The sequence below is a fragment of the Bradyrhizobium sp. BRP56 genome, from assembly GCF_020194035.1.
In the GTDB taxonomy this organism is placed as follows: domain Bacteria; phylum Pseudomonadota; class Alphaproteobacteria; order Rhizobiales; family Xanthobacteraceae; genus Bradyrhizobium; species Bradyrhizobium australafricanum.
Genome location: NZ_JADYVV010000007.1, coordinates 30,849 through 52,817, shown reverse-complemented (window position 1 = coordinate 52,817; position 21,969 = coordinate 30,849). Strand labels below are relative to the sequence as shown.

Here is a 21,969-nt window from a genome sequence, read left to right as displayed (position 1 = left end):
TCGCGGACAACCGGTTAGCCATATAGCGGCACGGCTCGCCATGCCGAACAATGTGGGGCTTTTCCGGGCTATTCACAGGTCTGGCCCGTCACGGCTCCGTCGAGCGGGCTACCCCCAAATCCACGGTGGAGAGCCCGTGCGGCAAGCTTGCCCCCTCCCCGCTTCCGGGATTGGATAGGCCATGTTCACGACATTCAGAGGCGGACAGAGCGGCGGCTGGCAGGTCACGTCCATCACGCGGGTGAAGGGCGAGACGTTGCCGAAGGTCGCGGCGTTGTCGATCATTGCGAGCGAATCGATCGCGCTGCCGCTGCTGCCGGCGCAGACCTCCTGGCGGCTCGCCGGCGTCGCCAGCCATCTGCGCTACACCGAGAAGGAGGAACGGGAGAAGCTTTTGGCCGTGCAGGCCGGGCTCGGCCGCAGCGAGGCGACCCACGCGGCGCTGATCCCGATCCGGAAATCCGCGGCGTGGTGGGAGCTGACGCAGGAGGAGCGCCGCAAGATCTTCGAGGACAAGTCGCACCACATCGAAGGCACCCTGAAATTCCTCCCCGCGATCGCCCGCCAGCTGTTTCATTCGCGCGACCTCGGCATGCCCTTCGACTTCCTGACCTGGTTCGAGTTCGCCCCCGACCACGTCACCCTGTTCGACGAATTGGTCGGCATGCTGCGCGCGACCGAGGAATGGAGCTATATCGAGCGCGAGGTCGATATCCGCGTGGTGCGGGAGGATTGACTTCTCTTTCGTCGTGGCCGGCACAGCCGTCAGAGGGACGGCGTCGCTTCCGCTCGCCTATGACCCGGCAATCCATCAAAAGAATGACTCTTGCGAAGTGAGATGGATGCCCGGGTCAAGCCCGGGCATGACGAAACATGCGGTACGTCCGAGCACTAATGCTCCAGGAATTTTCCTGACGCGATCCGCGGCAGCTCGGTGACCGGCCAGTTGTAGAGATAGGTCCACGCCTCGCTCACGCTGCCGTCGGCGAGCGTGACCTTGAGCATCTCGCGGACATATTCGGTCGGCGGCGGAAAGCCTTCGCCGCAGGCCTCGTACATGTCGAATTCACGCAGCATGGCCTCGCGCTCCCGCAAGCGGAACAGCTCACCATGCACGATGTCGGCCGGATCGTCCGACAAGACCAGGCCCGGATAATGCTTCACCAGATAGAGCCGGCCGCTGCACTGCGCCGGCCCGAGAAACTCGGCATTGCCCGCGAGCAGCTTCGCCATCGGATGGTCGAAGCCGCGCATCAGCGTGCCGTAGACGAAAAGAAGATCGGGGGTCATGGGTTCAGTTGTCATTCCGGGATGATCCGAAGGACCAGACCCGGAATCTCGAGATTCCGGGTCTGGTGCTAACGCACCATCCCGGAATGACAGAAAATCCCGGGGGACGCTAGGCCGCCGCCACCTCATCGGTCACGACGACGAACTTCGTCAGCGTCATGCGGCCGAAGCTCGTGGTGAGGGCGACGTCGGCGGCGTCGCGGCCGGTTGCCATCAGGATGCGGCCGATCCGCGGCGTGTTGTGGCGGGCATCGAAGGTGTACCACTGGCCGGACAGATAGACCTCGAACCAGCCGGAGAAATCCATCGGCGCCGGGTCCGGCGGTACGCCGATGTCGCCGAGATAGCCGGTGCAGTAGCGTGCCGGAATGCCCATGCAGCGGCAGAAGGTGAGCGCAAGATGCGCGAAGTCGCGGCAGACGCCGGCGCGGCTTTCATAGACGTCGTGCGCCGACTTCATGTGATGGGCGTGCTGATAGCCGAACGTCACGTGGTTGTGCACGAAATCGGTGATCGCCTGCACCCGCGCCCAGCCCTGCGGTGTGTTGCCGAACAGCGACCAGGCGACATCGGTCAGCTTGTCGGTCTCGCAATAGCGGCTCGGCATCAGATAGAGCAGCATGTCGTCCGGCAATTGCTCGACCGGCAGCTGCTGTCCAGCCGGATTGACGATGTCAGGCAGTCCGGAATCGCGCACCAGCGCGCTGCCGCGGAAGGTGACGCCACCGCTGGGGGCGACCAGACGCCCGCAGACATTGCCGAAGCCGTCGCGATAGAGGCCGATCGGCACGTCCGGCTCGGTCGAAAGGCGCTCGGTGCCGACGATGTCGGCGTAGCGCGACGGATGGATCGACAGCATGATCACCATCGGGGTCGACTGCGCCGCCGTGTAGGTGATCTCGAAGCCGACCTTGATCTGCATCGTCAGGCCGTCTCCTGCTCCGCATTCTCGCCGACCGAGACCACCTTGATGTCGACATCCATGTCGAGAAAGGCATCCGCTGCGCCGAGATAAACGCCGTGCAGCGGGATCGCCTGGCGCGGGTCGCGCGCCACCGCGACGCGGATCAGATCGCGCGTGCCGACGATGCCGTTGGTCGGATCGAACTCGATCCAGCCCGCGCTCGGAAGATAGACCTGCACCCAGGCATGGGTCGAGCCGCCGCCGACATAGCCGTGCGCGCTGCCGGGCGGCATGGCGAGATAGCCGGAGACGAAGCGCGCGGCGACGCCGAGCCGGCGCAGCGCCTCGATCATGAACAGCGCATAGTCGCGGCAGGTGCCGGACTGCGTGCGCAGCGTGTCGAGCGGATGCTGGGTGCCCTGCTCATAGCGCTTGCGATAGCTGAACGCCTCGCGGATGCCGTGGGTCATGCCGCTCAGGATCTTGAAAGTCGGCGTCGGCGCCTCGACATCGAGGAAGCGCCGCGCCCAGGCCGACAGCTCGCCGTTCGGGTCGCCATATTGCGGCGTGATGAACTGCTGCAGATCGGGGAATTCCTCATCGTCGTAGAGGAACGGATAGAAATAGGCGGGATCGTCCGGCGTCAGCGCGAACGTATCGGCCGGATTGTGCTCCACCGTCGCGGTCGAGACAAAGGACAGCGTGTCGGCGCGCTCGTCGAAGGCGGCGATCGCCATGCTGTTGCCGAACACGTCGTGGATCCAACGCAGCGACATCGGCTGTGGATCGATCACAAGTGCGCTGTCGAGCACGCGCAGATCATGGCCGTCACGGGGCCGCAGCATGATGCGGTGCTCGCCGAACGCCACCGGGCGCGCGTAGCGATAAACGGTCTTGTGATGAATAGTCAGCAGCGGCATCTTCAAACAATCATCGTGATTTCGGGCTGCATAATCTATAGAGAAAGCTGCCCGATTCCAGATCAGCATGCCGCCTGAATAGGCAAAGTCGAGGAAAAAAGCCCTTGAATTACGGAGGCGGTCCATCGTTCCTGCTCGCGAGCACCGACGCTTCACCGGTTCTTGAACACAATGCCGGCGGCCGCTCACCGTTCCTGTTCACCTGCGACCACTACGGCAGGCTGATTCCCTCTCCGCTCGGCGATCTCGGCCTGCCCGAAGACGAGCTCGTGCGGCACATCGCCTGGGACATCGGCATCGCCGGCGTCGCAACCCGGCTCTCGGAGCGGCTCGGCGCGCATTTGATCGCGCAGCGCTATTCGCGGCTCGTGATCGACTGCAACCGTCCGCCGCATGTCGCAAGCTCGATCCCGCTGATCAGCGAGGCCACCACGGTGCCGGGCAATGAAGGCCTGTCGCGCGAGGCAGCCGAGATGCGCCGCGCGCAGATCTTCGATCCCTATCACAAACGCATCGACGAGATCATCGACGCGCGTGCGCGTCGGGGCCTGCCGACGATGCTGGTGTCGCTGCACAGCTTCACGCCGATCTACGCCGGCATCGCGCGACCCTGGCACATCGGCACGCTCTACCACCGCGACACGATGCTGCCGCCGCTGCTGTTGAAGCATCTGCGCGCCGAGGGCGATCTCGTGGTCGGCGACAACGAGCCCTATGCGGTCAGCGACGAGACCGACTACACGATCCCCGTGCATGGCGAGGCACGCGGCCTGATGAACTCGGGCATCGAGATCCGCCAGGACCTGATCTCCGACCAGGCCGGCGAGACCGCGTGGGCCGAACGGCTGGCGCGCATCCTCGGCGAGATCGAGGCGACGCTGCGCACGGAAGCGCTGATCTAGCGACTGACGGTCAGCCAGGGCGTGGCCTCTAGCCCGAAGGCGGCTCGACGTGCTTTAATTGGTTGGGTTGAACTTCCAAGTTAGGGTAGTCCGTGGCGCCCGAGCGAGTGGAAAGGCGACTGGCAGCAGTGCTGGCGGCAGATGTCGCCGGCTACAGTCGCCTGATGGGAGCGGACGAGGAAGGCACGCTCGCGCGGCTCAAGGCGGCCAGAAAGAATCTCATTGATCCAACGATCGCCGCTCATCGCGGCCGCATCGTCAAAACGACCGGCGACGGCATGCTTGTCGAATTCGGCAGCGCCGTCGATGCAGTGCGCAGCTCTGTAGAGGTTCAGGGCAGGATGGCGGAGCTCAACGCATCCGCACCGCAGCAGCAGCGGATCGAATTTCGCATCGGCATTCACGTCGGCGACATCATCATCGACAACGACGACATCTTCGGCGACGGCGTCAACATCGCCGCGCGGCTGGAGAACATCGCGGACCCGGGCGGCATATGCCTGTCTGACGACGCCTACCGGCAGATCCGGAGCAAGGTCGATGCAGCCTTCGAAGACATGGGCCAACAGAATCTGAAAAACATCACTGAGCCGATCCGCGTCTGGCGAATGAAGATTGGCGCCAGAACTTCACCTGAGCGCCATCCGGCTCCTGCCGAATCGCATCACATGCGCCCGTTTTCGGGAAAGCCCTCCATCGCGGTGCTGCCGTTCCAGAACATGAGCGGCGACAACGAGCAGGAGTATTTCGCGGATGGGATCGCGGAAGACGTCCTTACGACCCTGTCAAAGATTCAGGAACTGATGGTGATAGCCCGCAACTCGAGCTTCGCGTTCAAGGGGCAGAACAGGGACATTCGCGAAATCGGGCAGATCCTGGGTGCTCGTTATCTGCTGGAGGGGAGCGTTCGAAAGATCGGCAATCGCATCAGGTTGACGGCGCAGTTGATTGATGGTCGAGACGGCGGTCATCTCTGGGCGGATCGCTTTGACGGAGACCTGGACGACGTGTTCGATCTCCAGGACCGAATTACGCAAGAGATCGTCGAAGCGCTTGAGGTCCAGTTGACGGTCGGCGAGCGCGCAAGAATGTGGAGAAAACGCTCGGGCAGTCCGCTGGCTTATGAGTATGTTTTAAAGGGACGCGCCCTGTACGTTAATTTCGCGAGGCAAACTCACGCACAGGCCCGGAAGCTTTTTGAACAGGCGCTGGAGATCAACGCCTCGTTTATGCCGGCCCTCTACTTGTTGGGTCTGACCCTGACTGACCAGGCGCGCTTCGGTTGGATCAAGGATGAAAATGAAGCGTATCAAGCCGCACTGGGCTGCGCTGATCGGGCTCTCGCCGCCGACCCGAGCTTCGGGGAAGCATACCTGGTGATCGGCTATGTTCGTACCTATCAACGCCGTCATGATGATGCGGTGGCAGCGGGAGAAACCGCGATCAGCCTCGCTCCCAGCAGCTCTGACGCCCATCACATGGCGGGCATGTACCACGGCTACGCCGGCAATTTCCGAAAAGCCGTCCTCTACGAGGAACACGCCCAACGGCTCAGTCCGATTGAGCGCAACGAATCCATGGTGGACGAAGCGCGCGCAAGATTTCATCTCGGAGATTTCGCGGCGGCGCACGATATAGCCTCCCGCGTCCTGAGGCAGCGGCCGCTCTGGCTGACCGCGCAGTCGACACTCGTAGCGGCGCTTTGGAATCTCGGCCGGCAAGATGAAGCGCGCATGATCTCAACCGACTTGCTGGCGGGCCACCCCAATTTCAGCCTGGCCCGCTGGGCCCGGCTGCTGCCGTATCGTCGACAGGGCGACCTGGATGCATTGGTCAACCCGCTACGCATGGCGGGGCTCCCGGAGTGAAGACCCGCCATCTCAGAATGCCGGCGCGATGCCGCACGCCAGGCACCTGCGCGGCCGCGACTGCTTGTTCGGTTGCCGGTACGGCTTCTTGCGCATCTCCGCGGATGAGACACCGCTGGGATCGGCATATTCCGATTGGACCGGCCTTGCTGCTTGCCCGGCCGGTTCGAAGCGCGATCAGGCGCGAACCCGATCAATTCGGCTGGCGCCGCCAGATGAACACCAGATAGAGCAGCACCGGCAGGCCGAGCCCGGCCCACGAGACCGCATCCCACCAGCCGTCGCCGACCAGCGCGCTGATCAATCCGACCGTGCTCACGATCGCGATGACGAGCGGGGCGGCGAAGATCTGGGTCAATAAACGATGCGAGACCATGCTGACGTCACGACGATAATGCGGGTTTGTCGATGGAGGCGGCGTTGGCGATCGCGCGTTCCTGGCTCACGCCCGCCTTGCGGCGGCGCATCCACAGATACACGCCGGTCACGAGGATGAAGATGGTCAGGATGTCGAGCAGCGCCCAGACGATCTTGAGCGGCATGCCGCCATAGTCGCCGAAATGCAGCGGCTGCGAGACGAACAGGGTCGTCACATACCAGGGCATGTCCCTTGTATCGGTCAGCTTGCCGGTTTCCGCGTCGATCAGCGCCGGCTTCAGCAGCCGCGAGGTCAGCGGCGTATCGCCGTGCAGGAACACCGCGTAGTGGCTCTTGCTGCTGAACAGGGTTCCCGGGAAGGCGACGAAGCTCGGCGTCATGCCGGGCACCGCATGGGTGGCCACTTCGACCGCCGCATTCAGCGAGGTCAGCTTCGACGGCACCGGCCGGTCCTTGTACTGCGCGGTCATTTCGGCGAGCTGGCCGAACTGCCACATCTTGAGGACGAGGTCGGCCCAGGTGTTGATCACCCCGGTGAAGCCGACGACCAGCGTCCAGGCGACGAGCAGGATGCCCGCGAGATTATGGACGTCGAGCCAGCGCACGACGCGGGTCCGCTGCGCACGGTAGGCGCCGAAGCGCAGTTTCCGCATCGACGGCGCGTAGACCACGATGCCGGAGATGATCGCGACGCAGAACAGGATCCCCATCAATCCGAGGAACAGCTTGCCGGGCAGCCCGGCGAACATGTCGGTGTGCAGCTTCAACATGATGTAGGTGAAGCGGTCGGTCACATCGGGCGCATCGAGATAGGCGCCGGTATGGGTGTCCATCCGGATCAGCAAATTGTTGGTCGGATCGGCATCGATCGTCGGACCGACGCTGACGAACATCGCGCTCGGATCGTCGCGATCCCAGATCAGGAAGTGAGGCACCTTCCCGGGCGCCTGCGCCAGCGCGTTGCCGAGCAGACGGTCCAGATTGGCCGGCGGCGTGCCTGGCGGCACGTCGGCCGGCTTGACCTGGCTGTGCAGCAGATCGTCGATCTGCTCGTGGAAGATCAGCGGCAGGCCGGTGATGCAGAGCAGCAGCATGAACAACGTGCAGATGAGGCTGGTCCATTTATGGACAGCGCCCCATCGCCGCAAGGATCTGGTTGTCGCAGTCAATTTCGTTACCTAAAGCGCGATGAGATCAGGTTGGATCGTCATCGAGCTTTAGCCTCTTGTTGAAGCATGATCTTTTCGGAAAACCGCTTCGCACTTTTCCGGATCATGCTTTTGTTTGAGCATGATCCTTTCCGAAAACCGCTTCGCACTTTTCGGGATCATGCTTTAGTTCCAGGTGTACTTCATCGTGCCCAGCACCGTGCGGCCATTGCCGAGGCCGCAATAGGGAAGCCCGGTCAGGCAGGATGCAACGTAGAAGTGGTCGGTCAAGTTGGTGACGTTGACCTGCGCCTTCCATCCCTTCAGGTCCGGCCGCAGATAGGCGAAGTCGTAGCTGACCGACGCATCGAGCAAGGCATAGGAGGGAATGACAAACGTATTGAAGTTGTCGCCGTAGGTCTCGCCGACATAGCGCACGCCGAGGCCGAGCCCAAGGCCCGCGAGCGCGCCGTCATACCAGGTATACTTGCCCCAGACCGCGCCCTGGTCCTGCGCCGTGTTCATCATGTACTTGCCGGCATAGCCGGCGATGCTCGTCGTCACCCGCGGATCGAGATGGGTGTATCCCGCCGTGATCTCGAGCTCGCGCGTGAGATTGCCCTTCAGCTCGAGCTCGAGGCCGCGGACACGCACGGCATCGGTCTGCACGTTGAAGAGCGGATTGAGTGGATCTGCCGTCAGTACGTCCTGCTGACGGATATCGAACGCCGCCGCCGTCACCATGAAGTTCGAGCCGTTCGGCTTGAACTTGACGCCGACTTCCGAGCCCTCGCCTGTCGTCGGCCTGAACGACCGGCCGGCGCTGTCGGCGCCGAGGTTGGGCGTGAACGAGGTCCCGTAGCTGACATAGGGCGCGAGGCCGATATCGAACAGGTAGCTCACGCCGATGCGCCCGGTTTGCGCCGAGTCATCGCGCGAATAATGGCCGGCCGGCGGATAGAACGCCATGCTGGTGAAGCCGGAGCTGACCCAGTCCTGGCGGCCGCTCATGGTCAGCGTCCAGCGATCGAGCTTGATCTGATCCTGCAGATAGGCGCCGAGCTGCGACTGCCTGTCGTCGCGCAGAATGAAAGGCGCCAGCGAGCTGGCTGACGGAACGGCGGTGCCGTAGACCGGACTATAGGCATCGATCGGCGCAATCGGCGTCGTGCGATAGTCCGTGTTCGCCCACAGATCGAAGTAGTCGACGCCGGCCAGCACCTTGTGGACCAGCGGCCCGGTGGCGATATCCGCCTGCAGCTGATTGTCGAGCGCGACATTGGCGGCGTTGGCCTTGACGTAGTTGTAGCTGCGCGCGACCAGACGATCCGTCACCATGCCCTCGGTCCGCACCGAGGCGAGGTCGTTGCTGACCTGGGTGTAGCGGAGGTTTTGCCGGAACTGGAAGATGTTGTCGAAGCGATGCTCGAACGCGTAGCCGACCGCGAACTGCTCGAGATGATAGCCATCCAGCCCGGGCTCGCCGAGGTAACGACTGTAGGGAATATGTCCGTTGGGGTTGGGCAGGAGGGACACCTGTCCCGGGACGTATTGCTGGTAACCCTTGTTGTCGACCTTCTGGTACTGCGAGAGCACGGTGAAGCTGGTGTCGTAGGTCGGGCGCCAGGTGAAGCTCGGCGCGATGAACAGCTTGTTGTCCTGAACGAAGTCGGTCTGGCTGTTGCTGTCGCGGCCAAGACCAACGATGCGGTAAAGCACCCGGCCGTCCTTGTCGGCCGAACCACCGATATCGAAGGCGCCCTGGAAGCGATCGAACGAGCCGAAGCTGCCCTCGAACTCGTAGTGCGGCGTCTCGGTGGGCCGCTTGCTGACCAGGTTCAACAGGCCGCCCGGATCGGATTGTCCATACAGGCCGGATGACGGGCCCTTCAGGACCTCGATGCGCTCGAGACCATAGGTCTCGATGCGCGGGACCGCGAAGGTCGTGGTGTCGGTCGGCAGCCGCAGCCCGTCGAGATAGCGCGGCGCGGTGAAGCCCCGCAGCTTGAACTCGTCGAAGAACGCGTTGGCACCAAAACTCTCGATCGTCACGCCGGGCGTGTAGCGCAGCGCTTCGGTGATGTTCTGCGCACCCTGCGCCTGGATCTGATCCTGGGTGACGATCGAGATCGACTGCGGCGTCGTGAGCACCGGGCTGTCGGTCTTGGTTGCGGTGACGCTCTGGCTGGCGAGATAGCCGGTGACCGGCCCGTTGCCGCGCTCTCCGGCGCCATTCACCCCCGCTGCTGGAACGTTCTGCGTGGGCGCCCGGTTCGCGATCGATCGCGGCGCAGTGCGTGCAGGACGCGCCGCGCGTCGCGCCGGCTGCGTCCGCCGCGCCTGCTGCTGTTGTTTCGGCGCCTCGACCGTCACCGGTGGCAGCGCCGATTGCGCAACGCTTTCACGCGGCATCACCATACTCAGCGCGAACAAACCGCTGCCAGCCATGTACCCGGCCGCCAGCGCAGTGCGACGAAACATCCGACCCCCGTCAACTCACATCGCCTTCATCCTCGCCGTCACTAACACGATGAAAGACGTACGCAGCTGATCGGTGATTAGAACACGTCCAGTGTTGGGCTTATCGCCGATGGTGTTGCGAGCTCGCAACGTGAACGCAGCGAAACTGCGTCAATGCGCCTCAGATTTTTCGAGCGCTTCTAAGGACGATTCTAAACTGCGTTTCGCTCCGCGATACTTCGAGTCAGTTCCGCGCACAGCGATCGAACGACGCCGTGCGCGGAAGCGATGATCGCAGTTGCGGTGCTCTCGCCGAACTCAGCGTCAGACTTCGGTGACGTGCTCCGGATCGGCGGATGCGAGCGCCGCGGCACGCTCGGCGCGCGGCGGATAGATCCAGACGGTGTTGATCTCCCGCTTGGTCTTCTTGGCGACGTCGCCGACCATCTCGACCTTGCGCTCCCAGCCGCGGGTGAACAGCGCGCCGGCCTCGCCGAGGTCGAGGCAGGTGACATAGGCCTTCTGGTGATACGGCTTGGTCGGGACACCGAGCAGCTCGGCCGCGGCGTTGTTGCCGGCAAAGGCGCCCATCCGCGTCGCGTGCTGGCACGACATCAGCGCGTAATTGCCGACATCGTCGCATGCGGCACGCGCCGCATCGCCGGTGGCGAACACGCCCGCGATCGACGGTACGCGCAGATCGCGGTCGACCAGCAGCCGGCCGAAATTGTCGCGCTCCGCCGGGATCTGCGTGGTCAGCGGCGCGGCGCGAATGCCCGCCGCCCAGACCACGGTCGCGGCCTCGATATGCTCGCCGCTGGAGAGCGTGACGCCGGACTTGCTGACCTCGGCGACGCCGGCGCCGAAGCGGCCTTCGACGCCGAGCTTGCGCATCGCGTCCTCGATGATCGGGCGCGGGCCCTCGCCCATGTCGGGCGCGATCGCCACGTTGCGATCGACGATCACGACGCGTGGCTTGGCGTCGCTGCCGAGAATGTCCCGGAGCCGCGCCGGCATCTCGGTCGCCGCTTCGATGCCGGTGAAGCCGCCGCCGGCAACAACGACAGTGTCGCGCGCCACTGATGCCGGCTGCTTGGCGAGGTCGTGCAGATGGCGGTCGAGCGCGATCGCGTCCGCAAGATTGTCGACGCTGAAGCCATGCTCGGCGAGGCCGGGCACGTTCGGACGGAACAGCCGGCTGCCGGTCGCCACCACGAGGCGATCGTAAGGCAGCGTCTTGCGCGCGTCCTTGGCGGTGACGATCTGCACGGTGCGGGCCTTGGTGTCGACGGCTTCGGCGCTGCCCTGCACATAGACGACGTCGATCGCGTTGAAGACGTCGAGCAGCGGCGCGGTCAGCGTCTCCGGCTTCGGCTCGTAGAGCCGCGGGCGGACCACCAGGGTCGGCTCCGGCGCGACCAGGGCGATCTCGAGCTTCTCGGGCGAAACGCCCTTGATGTCGCGCAGGCGGGCTGCGGAGAGCGCGGCATACATGCCGGCAAAGCCGGCGCCAATGATGACAATTCGCATGGGTATCTCCTCTGGGTTGACAGTCTCTGATGTCCGCGCGTTGCCGTCGCTGCCTGCCGCTTGCGGCGAAGCCTGTCGCGATCGGCGACGCGAAGAGGTGAAACGAAAAGCGAGCGCCTATTGCCGGGCGGCGCAGCTCGACAGGAACGGCGTGCGCGCCCCGGGCATGCAGGCTGCGCGGCAGCCTCTCGCGCCGGACAGCGATCCATGCTGAAGGCCGATCGGCAGCGCGGCGCCCGGGAGCCAATCGCGGTAGAGCGCCTGGGCGGCGTCGCTGATCATCACCGACGTCATGGCATCGGCGCCCTGAACGGCCTGCGCCGGCGCATCGGCATCCTCGCCGGTTGCCGACGTGAAGCGCACGGTGAGCGTAAGCCCGTACATCAGCGCAGTCGCGAGAACCCGGCGTCGCCGCGTCACTGCAAGGGAGCTACCGAAATCCTTCCAGGCCATCGCTTGTCTCCGTTGTTGGCATGGGCGCCACGGTGATCTAGCGAATTGGCCTTATGAGTGCCCCAGAGCGATTGCCCGACCTGAAGAGCGATTGCGGCTACCGCAGACGGCGCCGCCAATCGCTCGGGGGTTCGCCGGTCAGCTTCCTGAATGCGGCCGCGAACGCGGTCTGCGAACTGTAGCCGAGCGCCGCCGCGATCGAGACCACGGATGCGTCGGTGTCGCGCAGCATGTTCATGGCCTGCTCGAGCCGGTGCTGGCGCAGCCAGGCATGCGGCGAGAGCCCCGTGCTTTCCTTGAAGGCGCGGCAGAAGTGAAAGCGCGACAGGCCGGCGTCCGTCGCCAGCGCCGCGAGCGAGACGTCCGCATCGCTGTCCGAGCGCAACCGCTCGATGGCGCGGCGCAGCGCCGTCGGCGCCAGACCGCCCACGGTCGCCTGCACCGTGGCAGGCACGCCGGCATGCGCCGACAGCAGGCGCGTGGCCAAAAGATCCGTCAGTTGCTGCCGGAACAGCGCATCCAGCGCCGCGCTGCCATCGAGCGCATCAGCGGCGCTCAGCAGCAACCGCGATGTAATCGGATCGGGATGCCCGGTGCGCTCCAGCAGATCGCCGGGAGCGGCGGTGTCGGCCTCGCCGGCGACGCGCGCCAGCGTCGCATGCGGAAGATAGAGCTGAACGACATGCACCGACTGGTGAATATCCCAGCGCGAGCTCGAGCCGGCCGGGATGATCGTCACGACCCCGGACCGGGCCGTTCCGATCGAAGCCACCCTGCCGGTGCGCCGCTCCAGCCGCTGCGAGCCTGCGGGATAGCTCATGACGACGTGGTCGACCATCGGCCTGACCACGTCGTGCAGGGCGTCATGCTTCCAATAGGCGATCGCGCCGCTCGACGGGTCGGCCGCCATGCGAAGCGGCTGCGTCTTGAGCACGCGGGCCATCTCCTGGCCGGCCGGGCAGCGCGGACCGGCCGGTGCCTCGGCCGGCCGCGCTTCGGATGCGGCGGGCGAATCCCGCAAAGGATCGTGCAGGATCGGCTTACTCATCACCTGTGCTCGCGTTTGAAGGCTCATGCGCTCCCTCCTTGCGGGCCGCTCTGTCGGACCCATGAGGCGCGGAACTGCCCGCTGGACCTAAGCGCCGTGCAGTTGGAATGTCTTTCCTGAAACGGCCACGCTTTGCCCAATTCTGCGCCAAGCGCGCCGCTGCGACATTTCTGCGTCCGGCACGGTCGATTGGACCAAAGCAGTTGAATTCATTCCGGAATCGCATTGCGGTGAACGACCCGCGGCATCATTCATGATCGCGTGAGACAACTGGACTGCGCCGCAGCAATCCCGGATAATGAGTGACGGCTTCGCAGGCTGACTGACAGGTCCCTGCCCGGCTGCGCATCAATGATGGACTCAACACGCATGGCACAGGCGGGCGCCTACGGGCAGCGGCTCGGGCAATTCCTACGCCTGAAGGATACGCCACCGGCGCTGATCACTCGCACGCTGCGCAGCGCCGAACTCGCGGTCACCGAAACCCGGGACGACAACCCGGTGCCCGGGCTGTCCGGATCGCTCACCGCCGAGGATGCCTTTCTGGTCAGCCTGAAACTGCACGATTATCCGGACTGCGAATTGTGGGAGGGCGGCAAGTGCCTCATGAAGCGGGACATCCCGGCGGGCGCGACCTATCTCTACGATCTCAAACGCGATCCGCGCTACGTGATCGACAAGCCGTTCCACTCGCTGTTCTTCTATCTGCCGCGCTCGGCGCTCACCGATTTCGCCGAACAGACCGGCTCGCCGCGCATCGGTGAACTGGCCTGCGAAATCGGCACCGGTCACGACGATGGCGTCATTCGTCACGTCGGGGCGCTGCTGCGCGAGGGATTGCGCCGGCCGGACGAAACCAACCAGCTGTTCATCGATCACATGATGCTGGCGCTGACCGCGCACGTCACCCGGACCTATGGCGGAATACAACATCCGACCGGACCGACCCGTGGCGGCCTCGCCGCCTGGCAGATCAACCGCGCCTGCGAAAAGCTCGAATCCGACCTCAGCGGGAAGATTTCGCTGAAGCAGATTGCGGCCGAGCTCGATCTGTCAGTCGGCCATTTTTCGCGCGCCTTCCGCATCTCCACCGGCCTGCCACCGCACCAATGGCTGCTTCAGCAGCGCCTGAAGGTGGCCAAGCAGCTGATGGCGGCGCGCGACCTGTCGCTGTCCGAGATCGCGATTTCGGCCGGCTTTGCCAATCAAAGCCACTTCACGCGGGTGTTTTCCGCCGTGGTCGGCGTCAGCCCGGCGGCGTGGCGGCGCGAGATGTACCGCCCGGCGAGAAGCGAGAGCTGAACAGCGCCGCGTTCAACCGGCCGGCGCGGCTCGCACCGCATGCTTGGCGTGCCATTTGGGGCCCGGTCCGCGCATGTAGTGCAGCTCGGGCCGGTAGGGATCACGAATTCGCGCGATCAGATTCTGCAAGCCCGTCGCAATCGCGTTCCAGCCGTCGCGCAGAAGGAGCAATGATGCGTGCGGTGACAGCATGGCGCCCTCTCAGTGCGGCTTGCCGAGCACGGATGCGAAGGACAGGATCACGATCTCCTCGCCGGACTCGTCGCTGACATGCACGACCCAGTCGCGCCAGTCTTCCAGGCTGACGGTTGCGACCAGCGATCGCATCATGCACGTCGCCGCCTCGCAGGCCTCCGAGAGGCTGGTCACCGAGGTGCCGCGGCGATCCATCAGCACCCCGTGCGTGGTCGAGCAATGGAAAAAGACCTGCGTCATGTGCGTATCCTCGCAAGCTCCGGACCAGAAGGTCATCTTTGGAGCTCCACGTTTCTTCGACGCGACCATTCGCAAGGCGGTTCACACGGGCGCGGGCCGCGCGGCGGCCTCGCGGAATGGTGATCAAGCCCCAGCACCGCCTCCTCACCAAATCGCGATTTGACAGTTTTTCTATATTTGTCAAAATCGTCAAATGGGACCGAAAACCCGCATTCTCGATGCCACCATGCTGGTGTTCCGCCGGCACGGCTTTCGGCGCTCCTCGATCGAGCAGGTCGCCGAGGCGGCCGGCCTGACGCGGCAGGCGCTCTATCACCACTTCGAATCCAAGGAAACGCTGTTCCGCGCCGTGATCGAGCGCGTGCATGAGAGCGCGATCGCAGCCGAGGACACCGCCATTGCCGAGGCGGAGGCGGCGGGCAGCGATCTCGGCGACATCCTCGCTACGGGCATGACCGCGCGGATGTCGACCATGATCGGGTCGCTGGACGGCTCGCCGCATCTCGAGGAACTGTATTCCGAGCACCTCGTGCATGCGCGCGACCTCTTCCAGACCTACGCTGCGCGCTATGCGGAGCGCATGGTCGCGACGGTCGCGCGGGTCGTGCGCAAGCAGCAGCTTGCGCTGCCGCAGGACCTGACGCCGGCCGAGTTCGCGCGGCTGGTCGAAATGTCGATTCACGCAGCGAAGTCGCAGTATCCGGCGATGCAGCCGGCGGAAGCGTTCCTGAAGGACATGGCGATCATCGTGCGGACGCTCTGCGCCGGCGCCAAGCCGAAATTCAAGTCCAAATCCTTGCCGAAACCGCAGAAGCCGTCCGTCAAGAGGGCGGCAATCCCCAAGAGGCCGACACGCAGGACAACTGGAGGACATCCATGAGCACGACGACCGTCAATGGCCGCGTCGAATCCCTGCCCGATGATCCCGATGCGCTCTTGATCGACATCGTGCGCGACCAGCTCAAGCTCACCGGCACCAAGCTCGTCTGCGGCGCCGGCGTCTGCGGCGCCTGCACCGTGCTGGTCGACGGCGCGCCGGTCGCAAGCTGCCTGATGCCGGCACACGCCGCCGCCGGCAAATCGGTGACGACGGTGGAAGCCATCGGCGCGTCCGGGCTGCATCCGGTGCAGAAGGCGTTCATGGCGCATGACGCCCTGCAATGCGGCTTCTGCACGCCCGGCTTCATCGTGGAAGCGACCGCGTTCTGCGACCATTGGCGCGCGACCAGGGGAACGGCGGTGCCGTCGCGCGAGGAGATCGGCGCGGCGCTGTCCGGCCATCTCTGCCGCTGCGGCGCCTATGACGGGATCTTCCGCGCGGTGGCGGATGCCTGTGCCGGCCGCTTCGACGGCGATCACGTCACGGCGCCCCGCATCGAGGCGCGCGACAAGGTGACGGGCGCGGCGAAATACACCGTCGACATCCATCATGACGGCCAGCTCGAAGGCCTGATCCTGCGCTCGCGCGAGGCGCATGCACGCATCGCCACGCTCGATCTGGCGCCGGCACGCGCGCTCCCCGGCGTTAGTGCGGTGTCGCTGCTCGGCGACGACCGTGTCGTGCGCTATGTCGGCGAGCCGATTGCGGCGGTTGCAGCTCCGGACCGCAAGACGGCGCTGGCCGCGCTCGCCGCGATCAAGCTGACCAGCGAGCGCCTGCCCGCGGTGGTCGGGCTCGACGCCGGACGCAAGGATGATGCGCCCGTGGTGTTCGACAAGGCGAGCCGCAAGCGGGCCGGCAACGTCTCGGAAGCGGCCGGCGGGCCGGCGCCCTGGAAGCAGAACATCCGCGGGCCGACCGCGGTGTTCTCGACCCGCGCCAAGAAGGCCCGCAACTGGGTGGACGAGGCGCGCCAGGCCAACAACAAGCTACTCGTCGAAGCCACCTTCCGCACCGCCACGCAGCAGCATGCTTGTCTCGAGCCCCACGCCGCGGTGGCGCGCTTCGACGGCGACCGGCTGACCCTGCACGCCTCGACCCAGCAGGTGTTTCACCTGAAGGAGCAGATCGCAAAACGCTACAAGCTCGATCACGACAAGGTCCGCGTGATCGCGGAGCACGTCGGCGGCGGCTTCGGCTCGAAAGCGAGCCTCGGCACCGAGACGATCGCCGCGATCGAGCTGGCCCGCGCGGCGAAAGCGCCGGTGCGGGTCGCCTATGATCGCCAGGAAGAACTCTCGGTCGCCGGTTATCGGCCGGCCGCGGAGTTGAAGGTCGCGCTGCTGCCTTCCGAGCAAGGCGGCCTGAAAGCGCTCTCCGTCACCGCGCATGCCGATACCGGGGCCGCGACCAACTCGACCATCGCGGGACTGGCGCGGCTGATCTATCCGGCCGAGGCGAAGGACCTTTCGGATTTCGACGTCATCAGCAACCTGCCGCCTGGCGCCGCCTTCCGCGGCCCCGGCGGTCCGCCGATGGCGTTCGCGGTGGAGCAGTCGATCGACGAGGCCGCGCTGCGGCTCAATGTCAATCCGATCGCCTTGCGCAAGCGCTGGGATCCCGATCCCAACCGTCAGCGGCTCTACGACTGGGCATCCGGGCTCGAGATCTGGCGCAACCGCAAGCCGGCGCAGAACGGGCGCTATCGCCGCGGCATCGGGGTCGCGACCGGCTACTGGCTCTATCTGTGGCAGCCGAAGGTGAAGGTCGAGGTCGCGGTCAAGGGCGGCCGCATCGTCGCCAGCACGGCGACGCAGGACATCGGCACCGGCACCCGCAGCGTGCTTGCCGACGCGATCGCGCGCGAGTTCGATCTCGAACCCGGTGAGATCGATGTGCGGATCGGCGATTCCTCGCTGCCGGAAGGCCCCGGCTCCGGCGGCAGCCGCGTCACCGCCTCGGTGATGCCGCCGACGCTGCAGGCGGTGCGGAAACTGAAGGCCGCGATGCTCGAACAGGCCACGCGAAAGCCGGCGCCCGGCTCGAACGCGCCCTGGCGCGAGCTGATCGCACGCTCGCCCGACATCGCTGTCGTGGAGACGCGCGGCGAGGACGGCAAGAACACCGCGCCCGGCATCCGCTCGCCGCTGCGCGAAGTCGGCCTGATGGGCATGGTGTTCGGCTGGATGATGCGCCGCTTCTCGAACATCGCGGTCGGCGCCGGCGTGCCGAGCTCGGTGCAGGTGATCGAGGTGGAGGTCGACACCTGGCTCGGCCATGTCCGTGTGCTCAACGTGCATACCGGCATCGCGGTCGGCAAGATCGCAGCGCCCGCGCTGGCGCGCAGCCAGGCTTGCGGCGCGGTGATCCAGGGCCTCGGCTACGCGCTCTACGAGGCGCGCGAGCTTGATCCGAAGACCGGCGACGTCCTGACCGCGGGAATGGAGGATTATCGCATCCCTGGGATCGCCGACACGCCGGAGATCGAGATCCATTTCGACGAAGCCGGCTTCGACCATGTGCTCGGCAACAGCGTCGGCATCGGCGAGGCGTCGACGGTGCCGACCTCGGCCGCTGTCGCCAACGCGATCCACAACGCGATCGGCGTCCGCCTCACCGAGATTCCGATCCGGCCCGACCGCATCGTCGCCGCGCTGAAAGGGAGGGATGCCGCATGAGTGTCGCGACTGCAGACGTCATCTCCGCGCCCGAATTCCGCGCCGCCGGCACCGATCTGTCGGAGCGTCGCCGCAGCGGCCTGTCGTGCGGCTCGATCATCGATCTCGCCGCCAGTCCCGATACGATCGGTATTGCGTGGAATGCGGACGGCTCGGCCCGCATCGGCGCCCTGACCACGATCGCTGCGATCACGTCCGATCCGCGGCTCGCCGAGGCTTACCCCGGCATCGCCGCCGCCGCGCAAGGCCTCGCCACGCCGCAGATCCGGCACATGGCGACGCTCGGCGGCAATCTCGCGCAGCGGTCGCGCTGCTGGTATTTCCGCAATCCTCAGATCGCCTGTCTCAAGAAGGGCGGCTCCGACTGTCCGGCGCGATCCGGCAATCACCTCTATCACGTTGCGTTCGATCTCGGCCCATGCGTCGCGCCGCATCCGTCGACGATGGCGATGGCGCTGCTCGCCTACGATTCGAAGATCACCACCGACCGGCGCAGCGGCCTGTCGATCTCAGAGCTGCTCGGCGACGGCAGCAATGGTGCGGCCGACAATCTGCTCGCACCGGGCGAACGCATCGAGCGGATCGAGCTCCCTGCCCCGCTGGCCGGTGAGCGCGCGCTGTACAAGCGCGCCATCAGCCGGACGCATGCGGAATGGCCGCTGGTCGAGATCTGCGTGCGTGCGGTGATCTCCGGCGGCGCATTTCAGCAAGTGCACATTACCGCCGGCGGCATCGCTCCGGTCCCGCTGCGTCTGACCGCGTCCGCGGCGGCGCTGCAGGGTAGGCAGATTAACGCGGCAACCATCGCGCAAGCCACCGAGCTGGCGATCTCGGGAGCCAGGCCGCTGCCGATGACCGGGTACAAACTCGAGCTGCTGACGGGCCTGGTGCGCGACGTCGTCGAGCGGATCGTGGCGTAGGCTCAAGCGCCCATTCGCGGCCTCAAGGCCAACGTCGCGTCTGGAATGCATGGATCCAGGAATTCCTACGCCGGAATGCCGGCCTCACACAGCACGGCGACCATGCGGTCGCCCCATTCGACAGTCCTGGTCGGAAAATTCTGCCGCGCGTAGGACGCGCGGAAATCGGGCCGCAGCTTGAGCAGGCGGCCGGCGACGACGCGCGCCTCGTCGAGGCGCCCCGAGCCGACCTCGTTCATGATCAACGCGCTGAGCGTGTGTGCGTCCTCGCCGATCACCAGCGCCTTGGCGGCGGCCGCGCGGCCCTGCTCATACTGACCGAGCATGAAATGCGCGAAACTGATTCCGTTCCACATCGACGCCCGCCCGGGATCGATCGGGCTGAGCCGGAGTCTGTGCTCAAAACTTTCGATCGCGCGTGCCGGCTGGACGCACATGAGCGAAATCCAGCCGCGATATCCCCACGCCGCAGCATCGTTCGAATTGAGCGAGATCGCCTCTTCGATCATGGTCTCAGCGCGATCGTAGTCGTGGCCGAGATAGGCAAACATATGAGCCGCGCGCGCCAGCACGAACGGATCGTCGCTGGCCAGCGCGCAGGCGAGCCCGGCGATCCGCAGCGCCTCCGCCAACTCCTCCGCGCCGGGGGGCGTGCCGCGCGTGGTCTGTTTCAGCAGCGACGAATAGGCCAGCATGACCTGAGCGGCCGCATAGTTGGGATCAAGCGCGCATGCTTTGTTGAACCACTCGCCGAGTTGAGCGTCGCCCCACTTGGAGCGGTCTGCATAGGCCGCAATGCCTCTCAGAAAGAGATCGTAGCTATCGAGACGGTCGGTCGGCTTGGTTCGGGTTCGTTCGATTTCGCTCTGCTGGATCTTCGGAGCTATGATGCTGACGACATTCGCGGTGACCTGGTCCTGCAGATCGAACACGTCCCTCAGTTCGCCATCGAACCTGTCCGCCCAGAGATGCGTACCGCTGCCGGCCTCGATCAGTTGCGCGGTGATCCGAACGCGGCCGCTCGACTTGCGCACTGATCCCTCCAGCACGTATCGCACACCGAGCTCGTGCCCGACCTGCTTGATGTCGACGGACTTTCCCTTGTAGGTGAAGCTTGAATTGCGCGCGATCACAAACAGCGATCTGAAGCGCGACAGCGCGGTAATGATGTCCTCGACGACGCCGTCGGCAAAGTATTCCTGCTCCGGATCGCCGCTCATATTCTGGAACGGCAGCACCGCGATGGAGGCTTTCTCGGCAATCGCGGCCGGGGAAGCCGGGGCAGTGAACGCGTGCTTCGCAACCGCGGCCGCTGCGGGGGCGCCGCCGACGCGAACTCTCCATGTCCGAACAGGCTCGGCAATATTCTTCAGGGCCTGCGGCCCCATGTCCTCGAAGGTCGCATCGACCTTGCCGCGAATGTGCCGTTGCACGTCATCGGAAATGCAGACGCCACCCGGCTCGGCAATCCCCTCCAGGCGCGCTGCGATGTTCACGCCGTCGCCAAAGATATCGTTGTCGTCAAAGATGATGTCGCCGACGTGGATTCCGATTCGGAATTCGAGCCGCTGCTCCGTTGGCACGGCAGCATTCTGATCGGCCATGCGGCGCTGCACTTCGACGGCACTGCGCACCGCGTCGACGGCGCTGGCGAATTCAACGAGGATTCCGTCGCCGGTCGTCTTGACGACGCGGCCGCGATGCGCCGCCAGCGCTGGATCCAGCAACGTCCGCCTGACCGACTTCAGCTTGGCCAGAGTGCCTTCCTCGTCGACTCCCATCAGCCGGCTGTAGCCGGCGATATCGGCCGCCAGAACCGCTGCCAGACGCCGATCCATGCTATCGGTGGTCAAGGACATGCCCCCGGACGAGGGGTTAATTTTCGTCGCCGATCAAAGCACGGCTGACGGCCTCCGGGCTAGAGCAAACGTCTACGCTGCTTGCCCAGGCTGGAAATCAGCGGCTTTGTCAACGACGATCTTGAGGCTATCGCCCAGTGGGGTCTATCGCGCCCGGGTCAGCGCCAGCCAGATGCCGCCGCCGATCATGAAGCCGCCCGATATGCGTGACATCAGCCGGGTCCGCTCCTTGGAGAAGAATTTGCGGGCGCGGCCGGCCGCCAAGGCGTAGGCGGCGTCGGTCAGCACGGCGGTCGCCATGAAGGTGAGGCCGAGCAGCGCCACCTGCGGAACGTGCGGCTTGTCCATATCCATGAACTGCGGGATGAAGGCGCCGAAGAACACCAGCACCTTCGGGTTCGAGAGCAGCACCAGAAAGCCCTGCAGGAAGAAGCCGCCGCGCGGCGGTGGCGGCGTGTCGTCGGTGCTGACGCCCTCGACCGGCGAGCGGATCAGCTTGAAGCCGAGCCAGACCAGATAGGCGGCGCCGGCAAAGCGCACCCAGTCGAACCAGTAGCCCATCGTCGCCATCAGCGAGGTCAGCCCGACCGCGACGGTGCCGATCACGATCGCAAGCCCCACCTGCGCGCCCAGCACGTTGGTGAGCGCGGCGCGCGTGCCGTAGCGCAGCCCGTTGGCGATCACCATCGTGACGATCGGACCGGGCAGCAGCGCCAGCGCGATGCAGGCGGCGACGAAGGCGAAATAGGCTTGCAGGGACATGGGAGAGCTCACTGACGGTGAAGCTGAATTATGCACATAGGACGGGCGAAGAGGAAGCGGCTCCTTGCTCATTTCAGTCATACCCCGCGAAAGCGGGGTATCCAGTACGCCGCGGCCCATCAGCTAAGCATCAGCGTCTCTGGAATACTGGGTCACCCGCTTTCGCGGGTGACGACACTCATTTTCGCATGCGAGAGACGGGCTCCTCAATGTCCTTCCATTGCCGCGATCA

20 protein-coding genes are annotated in these 21,969 nt (G+C 65.2%); 7 read left to right on the top strand and 13 right to left on the bottom strand.

Going from position 1 to position 21,969, the window contains the following annotated elements:
* The first annotated feature begins 181 nt into the window (after positions 1-181).
* A complete protein-coding gene (locus I6F38_RS07280) occupies positions 182-736 on the top strand; it encodes a chlorite dismutase family protein (RefSeq protein WP_225159700.1) in 555 nt (184 codons plus the stop codon).
* 155 nt (positions 737-891) lie between these two features.
* Here I6F38_RS07280 and I6F38_RS07275 read toward each other — a convergent pair whose 3' ends face one another.
* From I6F38_RS07275 to I6F38_RS07265, 3 genes are all read right to left on the bottom strand, one after another.
* Positions 892-1,290, bottom strand: a complete 399-nt coding sequence (locus I6F38_RS07275) for a gamma-glutamylcyclotransferase family protein (protein ID WP_225159797.1) — start codon at positions 1,288-1,290, stop codon at positions 892-894.
* Between the two features lie 109 nt (positions 1,291-1,399).
* Positions 1,400-2,212, bottom strand: coding sequence for a transglutaminase family protein (locus I6F38_RS07270; RefSeq protein ID WP_225159699.1), 813 nt, complete (start codon positions 2,210-2,212; stop codon positions 1,400-1,402).
* 2 nt (positions 2,213-2,214) lie between these two features.
* Positions 2,215-3,114: a transglutaminase family protein gene (locus I6F38_RS07265; protein ID WP_225159698.1), complete on the bottom strand. Its 900-nt coding sequence runs from the start codon at positions 3,112-3,114 to the stop codon at positions 2,215-2,217.
* Positions 3,115-3,218: 104 nt separating this feature from the next.
* Here I6F38_RS07265 and I6F38_RS07260 point away from each other — a divergent pair, with 104 nt between their 5' ends.
* The gene (locus I6F38_RS07260) at positions 3,219-4,016 is read left to right on the top strand and encodes an N-formylglutamate amidohydrolase (RefSeq protein WP_225159697.1); all 798 of its coding nucleotides are present in this window, start codon (positions 3,219-3,221) and stop codon (positions 4,014-4,016) included.
* Positions 4,017-4,144: 128 nt separating this feature from the next.
* Entirely contained in the window at positions 4,145-5,884 is a 1,740-nt protein-coding gene (locus tag I6F38_RS07255) for an adenylate/guanylate cyclase domain-containing protein (protein ID WP_346657096.1), read from the top strand.
* 193 nt (positions 5,885-6,077) lie between these two features.
* Here I6F38_RS07255 and I6F38_RS07250 read toward each other — a convergent pair whose 3' ends face one another.
* The 6 genes from I6F38_RS07250 to I6F38_RS07225 all read right to left on the bottom strand — a co-directional run bounded on the left by I6F38_RS07250 (position 6,078) and on the right by I6F38_RS07225 (position 12,901).
* Entirely contained in the window at positions 6,078-6,260 is a 183-nt protein-coding gene (locus I6F38_RS07250) for a hypothetical protein (RefSeq protein WP_225159694.1), read from the bottom strand.
* A gap of 7 nt (positions 6,261-6,267) precedes the next feature.
* Entirely contained in the window at positions 6,268-7,410 is a 1,143-nt protein-coding gene (locus I6F38_RS07245; protein WP_276573481.1) for a PepSY-associated TM helix domain-containing protein, read from the bottom strand.
* Positions 7,411-7,596: 186 nt separating this feature from the next.
* Entirely contained in the window at positions 7,597-9,891 is a 2,295-nt protein-coding gene (locus tag I6F38_RS07240) for a TonB-dependent siderophore receptor (protein ID WP_225159692.1), read from the bottom strand.
* A 303-nt stretch (positions 9,892-10,194) separates the two neighbouring features.
* Positions 10,195-11,400, bottom strand: a complete 1,206-nt coding sequence (locus tag I6F38_RS07235; RefSeq protein ID WP_225159691.1) for an NAD(P)/FAD-dependent oxidoreductase — start codon at positions 11,398-11,400, stop codon at positions 10,195-10,197.
* Positions 11,401-11,517: 117 nt separating this feature from the next.
* Positions 11,518-11,853 (bottom strand): hypothetical protein, encoded by a 336-nt coding sequence (locus I6F38_RS07230; protein WP_225159690.1) that lies wholly within the window; start codon positions 11,851-11,853, stop codon positions 11,518-11,520.
* 97 nt (positions 11,854-11,950) lie between these two features.
* The gene (locus I6F38_RS07225) at positions 11,951-12,901 is read right to left on the bottom strand and encodes an AraC family transcriptional regulator (RefSeq protein WP_225159795.1); all 951 of its coding nucleotides are present in this window, start codon (positions 12,899-12,901) and stop codon (positions 11,951-11,953) included.
* Between the two features lie 369 nt (positions 12,902-13,270).
* Between I6F38_RS07225 and I6F38_RS07220 the strand changes: the two genes are divergently transcribed.
* On the top strand, positions 13,271-14,203 hold the full coding sequence (locus tag I6F38_RS07220) for an AraC family transcriptional regulator (RefSeq protein ID WP_225159689.1): 933 nt from the start codon (positions 13,271-13,273) through the stop codon (positions 14,201-14,203).
* Positions 14,204-14,215: 12 nt separating this feature from the next.
* On the opposite strand, the gene I6F38_RS07215 is transcribed toward I6F38_RS07220, so the two are convergent.
* Both I6F38_RS07215 and I6F38_RS07210 read right to left on the bottom strand, forming a co-directional pair.
* Positions 14,216-14,395, bottom strand: a complete 180-nt coding sequence (locus tag I6F38_RS07215) for a hypothetical protein (RefSeq protein ID WP_225159688.1) — start codon at positions 14,393-14,395, stop codon at positions 14,216-14,218.
* A gap of 9 nt (positions 14,396-14,404) precedes the next feature.
* The gene (locus I6F38_RS07210) at positions 14,405-14,638 is read right to left on the bottom strand and encodes a hypothetical protein (protein WP_028333132.1); all 234 of its coding nucleotides are present in this window, start codon (positions 14,636-14,638) and stop codon (positions 14,405-14,407) included.
* A 193-nt stretch (positions 14,639-14,831) separates the two neighbouring features.
* Here I6F38_RS07210 and I6F38_RS07205 point away from each other — a divergent pair, with 193 nt between their 5' ends.
* The 3 genes from I6F38_RS07205 to I6F38_RS07195 are packed head-to-tail and all read left to right on the top strand — an operon-like array spanning position 14,832 to position 19,116.
* Positions 14,832-15,518, top strand: coding sequence for a TetR/AcrR family transcriptional regulator (locus I6F38_RS07205; protein WP_225159687.1), 687 nt, complete (start codon positions 14,832-14,834; stop codon positions 15,516-15,518).
* The gene (locus I6F38_RS07200; RefSeq protein WP_225159684.1) at positions 15,515-18,196 is read left to right on the top strand and encodes a molybdopterin-dependent oxidoreductase; all 2,682 of its coding nucleotides are present in this window, start codon (positions 15,515-15,517) and stop codon (positions 18,194-18,196) included. Before I6F38_RS07205 ends, I6F38_RS07200 begins: the two co-directional genes overlap by 4 nt.
* Positions 18,193-19,116 carry an FAD binding domain-containing protein gene (locus I6F38_RS07195; protein WP_225159682.1) on the top strand — a complete coding sequence of 308 codons (924 nt, stop codon included), beginning with the start codon at positions 18,193-18,195 and terminating at the stop codon, positions 19,114-19,116. Before I6F38_RS07200 ends, I6F38_RS07195 begins: the two co-directional genes overlap by 4 nt.
* Positions 19,117-19,181: 65 nt before the next feature.
* Here the strand turns inward: I6F38_RS07195 and I6F38_RS07190 are convergent, their stop codons facing one another.
* Both I6F38_RS07190 and I6F38_RS07185 read right to left on the bottom strand, forming a co-directional pair.
* Positions 19,182-20,969, bottom strand: a complete 1,788-nt coding sequence (locus I6F38_RS07190; protein ID WP_225159680.1) for an adenylate/guanylate cyclase domain-containing protein — start codon at positions 20,967-20,969, stop codon at positions 19,182-19,184.
* A 150-nt stretch (positions 20,970-21,119) separates the two neighbouring features.
* On the bottom strand, positions 21,120-21,737 hold the full coding sequence (locus I6F38_RS07185) for a LysE family translocator (protein WP_028333127.1): 618 nt from the start codon (positions 21,735-21,737) through the stop codon (positions 21,120-21,122).
* Between the last annotated feature and the right edge of the window lie 232 nt (positions 21,738-21,969).